Below are 8,925 nucleotides of genomic sequence, written 5' to 3'. Positions count from 1 at the left end.
CCGGCCCGGCCCCGGCCTGCTGGCGACCTCCGGCCGGCATCGGCCGGGCCGGCCGGCCACACTGACGGACGACACGATCAGAAGACCTCGGGGCTCCGCCCCGAACCCCGGCCCTCCTCAGAGATGCCGCCGCGGATCACCTCGCCGGGCACCACAAGGGCTACCAGCCTCCCCGAACGGGGACCAGGTCGTTCGTCCGGTAGGGCGCTCCACCTAGCCCCCGTTCGGGGAGGCTGGACGGTCTGGCGACTGCCCGACGAGGAGATCCGCTGAAGCCAGCATGCCGTTGACCCCGCTGTCACCCGCAGGGCGGGAGAATGCCAGGGGGTCAGGTACCGGTTGGGGGCAACGCCAATCTCGCCGCGCAGTCGGGGTAGCCACTGGAATTCAGGCGTGTGAAGATCGCGCCGTGCTCACCTCGTCAGAATCCCCCGGTGCCGCCGTCGTGTTGGTCTTTGTGCTTTTCGGCATCGCTGCCATAGCTCTAGGCATCGGAATAATCGTCACGCGGCGCATCCCGTGGTTCCTTGACCAGCAGGGTCTCGCACCGCTGCCGTTGCGCAGAGGCAGCTCCCTCGCTCTGATAGGTGGCACTATCGTCCTGGGAGCGTCAGCGATGTTTCCATCGGTGCCGCCGGTGCCGCATCCGGTCGCAGTAGCGCTGAACGCAGCGGGTTTTATCACCTTGACGGCCTCTTGGGCCTGCCTGATCTTCGTCTGGCGCTAGCAGCCAAGTCGGCTAGATCGACAATTCCCATGCTGGCGGTCTGGGAGCCACGCGTGGGAGCCACCGGGGCGGACTGGACGGGACGGTACGGGACCGATGGAGTTGCCGAGCGCTTGAGGACCAGGACCAGGCGGACGGCATCGGACGGCCTTGACATGGTCTTGGGAATCTACGGATCAGACGGTGAGCGCCGGCCGGTCGTACAGCCATCCATACAGCCAGGGAGAGCGGCAGTGGCCGACGACACCCGACACCCAAGGACAGGCTGAGCAGGGGCGCGATGGCCTGACCAGTCATCCGCGATCTTCTTCTAATCCCAAGGCCGCAGGTTCGAATCCTGCCGGGCGCGCCATCCTCACCGCAGGTCAGCGGCTTCCCACTCCCACCGGGCGAGGCACCCGAGACGAGCAGGACTGGCGACGGCCCGCAGGCCGGCGGCGGACGGAAGGGCGAGGCGTGGTCAGCCGCCGACGGCCGACTCCGAGTCCCACAACTGCACAGCATCACCGAGGAACTCGTGTACGTATCCGCAGTTCGTGCAGATCAGGCCGAGGGATGACCTGTTGGCCCAGGCCAGTCGAGGAACTCCATGGCGCCGGTAATCAGCTTGATGGTGCGACTGGTGAAGAGGCCGCCCTGGCAGACCACACAGCGAAAGACATCACCGTTGATCGTTGCGACGTACGGCGAGCGCTTGGACGAGCCCATGCAGGGACCGTAGCAAGCACCATCTTCAGTCCGATCGGGACTTGCGCCGGGCAAGGCGGACACGTTCGACCTGAGCTCCGGCGAGGAACCCGATTCCCAGACCGAAGTCGAGCCAGAGCTTCCAGGCCGGCGCGAACACGCGGGCGTCCCTGGTCCAGTTCCGCTCCTCGACATGGACGACCTCGATCGTCGTGCCGGGTGCCGGAGTTCCTGTCCACGCCCAGAGATTCGTCTCCCGTCCCGATGCGAGCCGTACGCGTACGAAGGCGGTGCGCCCGCCCGTCGACGCCATCACCTCCGCCCGACCGGTGACTCCGTGGGCGTCGATGTAGGTCGCCTTGCCGAGGGTGAACAGGCCAAGACCCACGAGCAGGGCACCGGCCAGCGCGAAAAGCCAGACACGCCAACTCCCAGGGGCGGCGGGTGGCGCCATGATCGGCTCGTACCGGGGTTGCGGCGGGGTCATGTGACAACCATGGTCGAGTCGCGCAAGTCGCCGGCACGGGTAGAGGTCGGTCCGGCGCTCGACGATGATGGCGGGATGGGCACCCGGCTGATCTTCGTCCGCCACGGCGAATCGGTACACCACGTCGACGGCACCGTGGGCGGCCCACGGGGCTGCCGAGGGCTGACCGACACCGGGCACCGGCAGGTGCAACGCCTTGCCGACGCACTCGGTGACGACCTCGCCGGCACTGGCCCCGTCGCGGTCTACTCCTCGACGCTGCGCCGCGCCGTGGAGACCGCGCACCTCATCGCCGCGACGCTGGGCGTCCGACCGGTGGAGCACTGCGGACTGTGTACCTGGCACGTCCCGCCGGACGCCGACGGGCTGCCCACGAGCCGGTTCCAGCGCGACCAGGCGGTGCACGGCGGTGGGGTGTTCCGGCCGTTCGAGGAGGGCAACGAGAGCTGGTCGGAGCTGGTGGTCCGCACCGGTCGCGCGATCATGGACATCGCGCACCGGCACCGGGGCGGCACGGTGGTGCTGGTGGGGCACAACGAGACGGTCGAGAGCTCGTTCCACGCCCTGGCCGCGCAGCCGCTGTTCCGGGCGTTCGACCTGGCCGTCGCACCCGCCTCGATCACCGAGTGGACCACCGAGGGCGATCCGACCGGGTGGCCGCCGCCGCGCTGGACACTGCGACGCTTCAGCGCGGTCGACTGAGCCGGCGAGGGCGGAGCGACATCCGGCCGCGCCGGCCTTCGAACTCATCCGGGCAGAGCGAACCGGGTCCAGGACACGCCGTCCCGGGTCAGCAGCACGTGGTCCGCGCCCACCGCCGACATGTCGTCCCGCCCGTAGAGCCAGGCGTAGCCGGGAGCGACCCCCACCCCTCCGTCCTTGCGGTCGTACTCGCGCTCCGTGACGAAGTGCCGGCCCCCGTCCCGGCTCACCCGCAGGAACGAGATGGCGTCGGGCCGCATGTGCCCATCCTCGGGGACCAGCAGGGAACCGTCCGCGCCGAGGGTGATCGATCGGTGGAACGGCGCCGCGGGAAGGTCGGTGCCCACGTCCGTCCATGTCGCTCCGCCGTCGGTGGTGTGCAGCAGTTGGGACGGTCCCTCGACCTCCATCGGCTGGGCGCCGGGCGGCGGCGGGGGCTCGATCAGCAGGTACGCCTCCGTGACGCTGACCCCGACCACCGCGATCACGTTCGTGTCCTTCGCCGGCCGCCAGGTGTTCCAGGTGGCACCCCGGTCGACACTTCGGGCGACGACCATGACGTTGGGGTCACCCGGCCAGTGGGTCGCCCAGATCGTGCCGTCCGCGCTGGGGTAGACGCTGAACGGTGGGTAGGGCGAGGGCGGCTCGCCGCTGAGCCGGTACACCGTCCCGGTGGACGGGTCGACGGCGAGTACCTGCTTCATCGCTCCACAGCCTTGGCAGAAGGCGACCTGGGAGTTCGCCGGGAAGGCGGGCACCGGCACGATCGCCTTGCCCGCGTCCTGCCAGGTCCGACCGTGGTCGGTGGAGAGCCGGAACAGGTCGCCGTCCTGGACCAGGTAGGAGCGCTCCCCGAGGACGGAGAACTCCACGTGGTAGCCCACGGGATCGGTGGCGCCGGGCGGGCAGGCCGCGGACCGGTAGCGGCCCGCCGCCCAGTCCGACCAGGTCCGCCCACTGTCCGAGGTGTGGGTGAAGTACAGCGCGCAACCGTGGTCCGCGACTCCGACGCCGGATTCCGGACCGGTCATGAAGAGATGGGCGGCATGTTCCTGCTGGGACGGCGCCGGCGTCGGGTCTGACCAGTCGACCCCGTGCGTGCCGGAAGCCAGGGGCAGGGTCGCCATGCCGGCGAAGACCAGCACGAGGGCCAGCGCCACCCCGCCGGTACGACGCCGACGGCGTGCCCGGACCGCCGACCACAGGTCGTCGAGGGGCGGCTGCCGGACGGCCTCGCTGATCGTGTCGACGTCGAAGCCGCGGAACTCATGATCGGACATCGATCCTCCCGGTGCTCGTGCGGTCGGTCGTCGGAGAGTCGGCGACGGTCGTCGGAGAGTCGGCGAGCAGCGCCGCGAGGGCCTGCCGGCCGCGCGAGAGCCGGGACTTGACGGTTCCGGCCGAGACGCCGAGGGTGGCGGCGACCTCGTCCACCGGCAGGTCGACCAGGTAGTGCAGGGCCAGGGCGTGCCGCTGCCCCTCGGGCAGACCCCGCAGTGCGGCCAGCAGGGCGAGGTGCTCCGGCGAGCGGTCGGCGACGGCGGGCGGCGGGCCGATCCGGCGCAGCAGCCGGTCCAGCACTCGACGCCGACGGTGCCGGCTGCGGGCGACGTTCACCGCCACCCGCCGCAGCCACGCCTCCGGGTTGTCCAGCTGGGCGAATCGCCGGGGCGAGGCAAGCGCCCTGGTGAAGGCCTCCTGGACCGCCTCCTGCGCCTCGTGCAGGTCCCCGCTCACCGCGTAGACCTGCACGACCAGCCGCCGGAAGCAGCCCGCGTACACCTCGGAGATCAGATCACCGTCGGACACCGTCACCTCCCTTCTCCACCACTTCCACTCACGAGCGGTGGGAAAGGTTCCGCCGCGGCGGCCGGAAGATGCCGGCGAGCGGCAGCGCGCCCGACGCGTGCCTCGTCTAGCGGGCGGTGGTGAGGGCCAGCCGGACGCCGAGGCCGATGAGGACGGTCCCGGTCAGGGCGTCGACGGCACGTCGTACGGCTGGTCGGGCCAGCACCCGGCGGAACGCCGCCACCAGGTTCGCCACGGTGACGAACCAGGCGGCGGTGACGACGACCGCCACGGCCGACAGGGCGAGGCCGTCGGTCAGACCGGCGTCGGCGGGGAAGAACTGTGGGAGCAGTGCGACGAAGAAGACCGCCACCTTGGGGTTCAGCACGTTGCACAGCAGGCCCTCACGGAAGGGAACCCACAGCCCGTCGGCACGGCCGGCACCCGAGAGGGGCAGGGACTCGGGGCCACCGGGACGGCGGGCCGCGCGCAGTGCGCCCACTCCGAGGAAGACCAGGTAACCAGCGCCGACCACCCGGACCACGGTGAACGCCACGGGAGCCACCTCGAACAGGGCCGCGACGCCGAGGGCCGCCGCGAGCGCCCATGCGGACACTCCCGCGGCGATCCCGGCCGCCGCGGCCATCCCGTGCGTACGGCCCGAGATCGCGGAGCGCCGGACCACCATCGCGAAGTCCGGTCCCGGCGACATCGCGCCGAGCAGGATGAGGCCGGCGAATGCCAGCAGGTGGGACACCGAGGTCATGACGCCGAGGCTAGCCGCGTACCGAGGAGGATGACAGACCGGACGTGAAAGGGTACTTTCGAAAGATGTCTCTCACTAATCCGTACGGGGACTTCGAGATCACCGATCCCCAGGCCCTCCGGGCCCTCGCCCATCCGGTGCGACTGGCGATCCTGGAGCACCTCCAACGGCACGGGCCGGCCACCGCGACCCAGCTCTCCCCGCACGTGGGTGCCACGCCGTCGGTGCTGAGCTGGCACCTGCGGCACCTGGCGTCGTTCGGCCTAGTCAAGGACTGGGACGGAGCGACCAGCAAGCGGGAGCGCTGGTGGCAGGCGGCGGCACGGGGTTTCCGCTTCAACCTGCCGGACGACCCCGAGGGGCAGAGCGCGGCCCGGCAGCTGGGCGGGGAGATGCTCGCCCGGTACGCCGAGCTGCCCCAGCGGTGGCTGATGGACGACGAGCCCCGCCTGGACACCGGGTGGCGGCGGCTCGCCCGGACGACGAACACCCGCGTCAGGGTGTCCGCCGACGAGCTGCGGGAGATCGAGGACGCGGTCGAGAAGATCCTCGCCCCGTACGTCCGGCGGACGGAACGGGACGCGCCGGCGGACGCCCGTGGCGTACGGATCCTCCGCTACGTCCTGCCCGAGGCGGACGGGACCGACGGGACCGACAAGCCGGCAGAGGCATGAGCGCCACCACCGCCACGACCGCCACCGTTGCGGCGCCGGCCGAGGGGCTCCGGGGCAACCGGCGCTTCCGGACGTTCTGGATCGCCGAGTCGGTCTCGCAGGTCGGCGACCGCGTCACCGAGCTGGCCCTGCCGCTGATCGCGGTCACCGTGCTGGCGGCGACGCCCCGGCAGGTGAGCGTGCTGACCGCGCTGATCTGGGCGCCGTACCTGCTCGGGATGGTCGTCGGCGCGTGGGTGGACCGCCGTACCCACAAGCGTCGCCTGCTCGTCGTCGCCGACCTGGTCCGGGCCGGCGTGCTGCTCAGCCTGCCGGTGGCGTACCTGCTCGACGCCGTCACCCTGACCCACCTCTGGGTCGTCGCGCTCCTCACCGGGGCCGGTGCGGTGCTGGCCGGCCTGGCGCACCCGTCGTTCTTCGTGGCCCTCGTGCCGCCGTCGGCCTACCTGGCCGCGACGAGCCGGTTGAGCCTGAGCCGGGCCGGCTCGTCCGTCGCCGGTCCCGCGGTCGGCGGCGCGCTCGTGCAGGCGCTGACCGCCCCGGTGGCGGTCCTCGTCGACGCGGTGTCGTTCCTGGTGTCCGCGCTGCTCGTAGGGCGGATCCGGGTCACCGAGGTCGCGCCTCCGCCGACCCGGTCGTCCACTCTGGCGCTGGTGCGCGACGGATTCCGGCTCGTCCTGCGGCACCCGGTGCTGCGCGCGGCGCTCGGCTGCACCACCACCGTCAACTTCTTCACGATGATGGCCAGCGCGCTGTCGGTCCTGTACGCGAGCCGCGAGCTGCGCCTGTCCGCCGGCACCATCGGTCTCGTCCTCGGCGTCGGTGCGGTCGGGGCACTGGCGGGCGCGGCGCTGGCGCCCCGGGTCTCCCGCGCGATCGGTGTGGGCCGTACCGCGATCGTCGGAGCGGCCCTGTTCCCCGCGCCGATCGCGCTGACGGCCCTGGCCGCGGGCCCGACCTGGGCGAAGGTGACGCTGCTGGCGGGCGCGGGGCTGCTCTCCGGCATCGGTGTGATGCTCATGGACGTCAACCTCAACGCCCTCCTCGCCCGGGTCACCCCGGACGACGCCCGGGGCCGGCGGGCCGGCGCGTACGCCGCGATCAACTACGGCGTACGCCCGGTGGGTGCGCTGGTCGGCGGCGCGCTCGGCACGGTCCTCGGGCTGCGGCCCACCCTGGTCGTGGCCGGCGTGGGCGGGATGCTGGCCGCGCTCTGGCTGGTCGCCTCCCCGGTGCGGCACATCGCCACGATCGACGACGCGGCGCCCGATCAGGCCGCGTCCGCGCGGAGCAGCGCGGACGACCCGCCCCCGTCGTCACTCACCCCACGGTGAGCGACCGCACGCCGACGATCTGGCCGCCGCTGGTCTCCCCGGTCGGACGGAACCCCAACCGCAGGTAGAACTCCTCCGGCCCGTCCTCCCCCGCCTCCCACGTGGTGAACGCGCGGTCGCGTCCCCGGCGGCGCACCTCGGCGCAGACGGCCTCTACCGCGAACCGGCCGTACCCACGGCCCTGCTCGTCGGCGGAGATGTTCAGCCGCCACAGCCCGGAGCGGATGTCGTCCGGCCGGTCCGGCGCCCACTCGATGTCGAGGAAGGCCATGAGAAAACCCACGACCAGGTCACCGTCCACCACGAGGCGCGGCCAGGCCACCGGACCCCAGGCGTACGCCTCGGCGAGCGACTCCGCGACCGGCGTCACGAACCGTTCCTGCTCGGGTCGGACGCGCAGCCGGCACGCGTCCTCCACGTTGCCGGGGGTGATCGTCTCCAGGCGCGGCGAGATCGACATGCCGGCACCCTAGCCGTCGCTGTCGCCCCGGCGGGCCAGGAGGGTGGCGGACTGGTGCCGCCGCCCCGGATCGGGCTCCTCGAACCTACCGCAGCCGTCTAGGGGTTCCGGACGGACCTTAATCCACTCGGCTTCACTGAAGTCGGGTTGTCGGAGCGCTCGGGATACCCCGACTTCAATGAAACCGAGTCGACCTTGGCCGCCGCGACCGCCCTCACGTCCGTGACCTCTGCATCGTCCAACGGGGCGGGCGGCACCAGGTACCCGCCGGGACGGGCACAATGGCCGGGTGGCACATCTGGGACTGGTCGCACTGGTGGTGCGCGATTACGACGAGGCGATCTCCTTCTACGTCGACCGGGTCGGCTTCGACCTGGTGGAGGACACGCCCCGACCGGACGGTTCGCGCTGGGTGGTGGTCCGGCCCGCCGGTGCCCGGGAGACGGCGTTGCTGCTCGCCCGCGCGTCCACCCCGGAGCAGCACGAACGTGTCGGCGACCAGACCGGTGGCCGGGTCGGCCTGTTCCTGAACACCGACGACTTCGCCCGTGACCACGCGCGGATGAGCGCGGCCGGGGTGCGGTTCGTCGAGGAGCCGCGCCACGAGGCGTACGGGTCGGTAGCGGTCTTCGAGGACCTGTACGGCAACCGGTGGGACCTGATCCAGCCCCGGGGCTGACCGACGGAGGGGCACCTGACGGATCGGCGACAACGCACGCACCGTACGTGATCATCCTGCACTGTTCGTGTTATTCTCCGGCGTCGATTTGCCGCGTGGACCCCCGAGCGGGTCGTTTCGCCTAAGGACGTCCCCTTCGATGCCGGCCGTTTCCGCCTCCATCCCGGCGCACGCCACGTTGGACACCCCGGCGGGCGGTGCCTTCACCCTCATCTTCACCACGCTGCCGGCGCTGCTCCGGCTCTCCTGCGGGCTGGTCGGTGCGGTGGTGGCCCTGTCGGTGTGGACGCCACCGGTCGCGCCGGCGGTGCTGGTGCCGGCCGTCACGGCGTTGACCGTCTGGTCGGTCTGGTACGCGGCCCGCGCCCTCCGGCACGGCATCTCCGGTCCGCTGGCAGCCGGTGACGTCGTCCTCACCACCGCCACCTGCCTGGCGATCCCGGTGCTGGTGGCGCCCGAGGTGCTGCCCGGCGAGGGGAGCTGGATCGCCGTCCTGGCCAGCACCACGGTGATCAACGCGCAGGCCACCACGCCGGTGCGCTGGTCGGTGCCGGCGGGCCTGCTGGTCACCGGCGCGTACGCCGTCGGCGCGGGGGGCGCCGGCGCCCGGGGCGAGGCGAC

10 protein-coding genes and 1 pseudogene are annotated in these 8,925 nt (G+C 71.8%); 5 read left to right on the top strand and 6 right to left on the bottom strand.

Features of this window, described 5'->3' with window-relative positions; all coding sequences use genetic code 11:
- Positions 1 to 1,270: 1,270 nt before the first annotated feature.
- Both AB0I76_RS16355 and AB0I76_RS16350 read right to left on the bottom strand, forming a co-directional pair.
- On the bottom strand, positions 1,271 to 1,435 hold the full coding sequence (locus AB0I76_RS16355; protein WP_357035487.1) for a hypothetical protein: 165 nt from the start codon (positions 1,433 to 1,435) through the stop codon (positions 1,271 to 1,273).
- Between the two features lie 25 nt (positions 1,436 to 1,460).
- Complete coding sequence (locus tag AB0I76_RS16350) at positions 1,461 to 1,901, bottom strand: hypothetical protein (RefSeq protein WP_357035484.1); 441 nt, start codon at positions 1,899 to 1,901, stop codon at positions 1,461 to 1,463.
- Between the two features lie 75 nt (positions 1,902 to 1,976).
- Between AB0I76_RS16350 and AB0I76_RS16345 the strand changes: the two genes are divergently transcribed.
- A complete protein-coding gene (locus AB0I76_RS16345) occupies positions 1,977 to 2,603 on the top strand; it encodes a histidine phosphatase family protein (protein ID WP_357035481.1) in 627 nt (208 codons plus the stop codon).
- Between the two features lie 44 nt (positions 2,604 to 2,647).
- Here the strand turns inward: AB0I76_RS16345 and AB0I76_RS16340 are convergent, their stop codons facing one another.
- From AB0I76_RS16340 to AB0I76_RS16330, 3 genes are all read right to left on the bottom strand, one after another.
- Positions 2,648 to 3,883, bottom strand: a complete 1,236-nt coding sequence (locus AB0I76_RS16340; protein WP_357035478.1) for a sialidase family protein — start codon at positions 3,881 to 3,883, stop codon at positions 2,648 to 2,650.
- Positions 3,870 to 4,412: a sigma-70 family RNA polymerase sigma factor gene (locus AB0I76_RS16335; protein WP_357035475.1), complete on the bottom strand. Its 543-nt coding sequence runs from the start codon at positions 4,410 to 4,412 to the stop codon at positions 3,870 to 3,872. Before AB0I76_RS16335 ends, AB0I76_RS16340 begins: the two co-directional genes overlap by 14 nt.
- A 106-nt stretch (positions 4,413 to 4,518) precedes the next feature.
- Entirely contained in the window at positions 4,519 to 5,157 is a 639-nt protein-coding gene (locus AB0I76_RS16330) for a LysE family translocator (RefSeq protein ID WP_357035472.1), read from the bottom strand.
- A 65-nt stretch (positions 5,158 to 5,222) separates the two neighbouring features.
- Between AB0I76_RS16330 and AB0I76_RS16325 the strand changes: the two genes are divergently transcribed.
- Together AB0I76_RS16325 and AB0I76_RS16320 are read left to right on the top strand one after the other, a co-directional pair.
- Positions 5,223 to 5,831, top strand: coding sequence for a helix-turn-helix domain-containing protein (locus tag AB0I76_RS16325; protein WP_357035469.1), 609 nt, complete (start codon positions 5,223 to 5,225; stop codon positions 5,829 to 5,831).
- The gene (locus AB0I76_RS16320) at positions 5,828 to 7,165 is read left to right on the top strand and encodes an MFS transporter (protein WP_357035466.1); all 1,338 of its coding nucleotides are present in this window, start codon (positions 5,828 to 5,830) and stop codon (positions 7,163 to 7,165) included. Before AB0I76_RS16325 ends, AB0I76_RS16320 begins: the two co-directional genes overlap by 4 nt.
- Here the strand turns inward: AB0I76_RS16320 and AB0I76_RS16315 are convergent.
- Positions 7,152 to 7,625, bottom strand: a complete 474-nt coding sequence (locus AB0I76_RS16315; RefSeq protein ID WP_357035463.1) for a GNAT family N-acetyltransferase — start codon at positions 7,623 to 7,625, stop codon at positions 7,152 to 7,154. The genes AB0I76_RS16320 and AB0I76_RS16315 overlap by 14 nt on opposite strands.
- A gap of 289 nt (positions 7,626 to 7,914) precedes the next feature.
- Between AB0I76_RS16315 and AB0I76_RS16310 the strand changes: the two genes are divergently transcribed.
- Together AB0I76_RS16310 and AB0I76_RS16305 are read left to right on the top strand one after the other, a co-directional pair.
- A complete protein-coding gene (locus AB0I76_RS16310; protein ID WP_357035461.1) occupies positions 7,915 to 8,304 on the top strand; it encodes a VOC family protein in 390 nt (129 codons plus the stop codon).
- A gap of 139 nt (positions 8,305 to 8,443) precedes the next feature.
- Positions 8,444 to 8,925, top strand: a pseudogene (locus tag AB0I76_RS16305) (ATP-binding protein); the annotation flags it as partial.

Origin of the sequence: Micromonospora sp. NPDC049799 (genome assembly GCF_040656655.1) — a bacterium.
Taxonomy (GTDB): Bacteria; Actinomycetota; Actinomycetes; order Mycobacteriales; family Micromonosporaceae; genus Micromonospora.
This window is presented reverse-complemented; position numbering and strand designations above follow the sequence as displayed.

Bases quoted from the DNA above. Each gene is read 5' to 3' on its own strand.
- AB0I76_RS16330 (WP_357035472.1), bottom strand. From the start codon at position 5,157: ATGACCTCGGTGTCCCACCTGCTGGCATTCGCCGGCCTCATCCTGCTC.
- AB0I76_RS16350 (WP_357035484.1), bottom strand. From the start codon at position 1,901: ATGACCCCGCCGCAACCCCGGTACGAGCCGATCATGGCGCCACCCGCC.
- AB0I76_RS16325 (WP_357035469.1), top strand. From the start codon at position 5,223: ATGTCTCTCACTAATCCGTACGGGGACTTCGAGATCACCGATCCCCAG.
- AB0I76_RS16355 (WP_357035487.1), bottom strand. From the start codon at position 1,435: ATGGGCTCGTCCAAGCGCTCGCCGTACGTCGCAACGATCAACGGTGAT.
- AB0I76_RS16315 (WP_357035463.1), bottom strand. From the start codon at position 7,625: ATGTCGATCTCGCCGCGCCTGGAGACGATCACCCCCGGCAACGTGGAG.
- AB0I76_RS16345 (WP_357035481.1), top strand. From the start codon at position 1,977: ATGGGCACCCGGCTGATCTTCGTCCGCCACGGCGAATCGGTACACCAC.
- AB0I76_RS16340 (WP_357035478.1), bottom strand. From the start codon at position 3,883: ATGTCCGATCATGAGTTCCGCGGCTTCGACGTCGACACGATCAGCGAG.
- AB0I76_RS16320 (WP_357035466.1), top strand. From the start codon at position 5,828: ATGAGCGCCACCACCGCCACGACCGCCACCGTTGCGGCGCCGGCCGAG.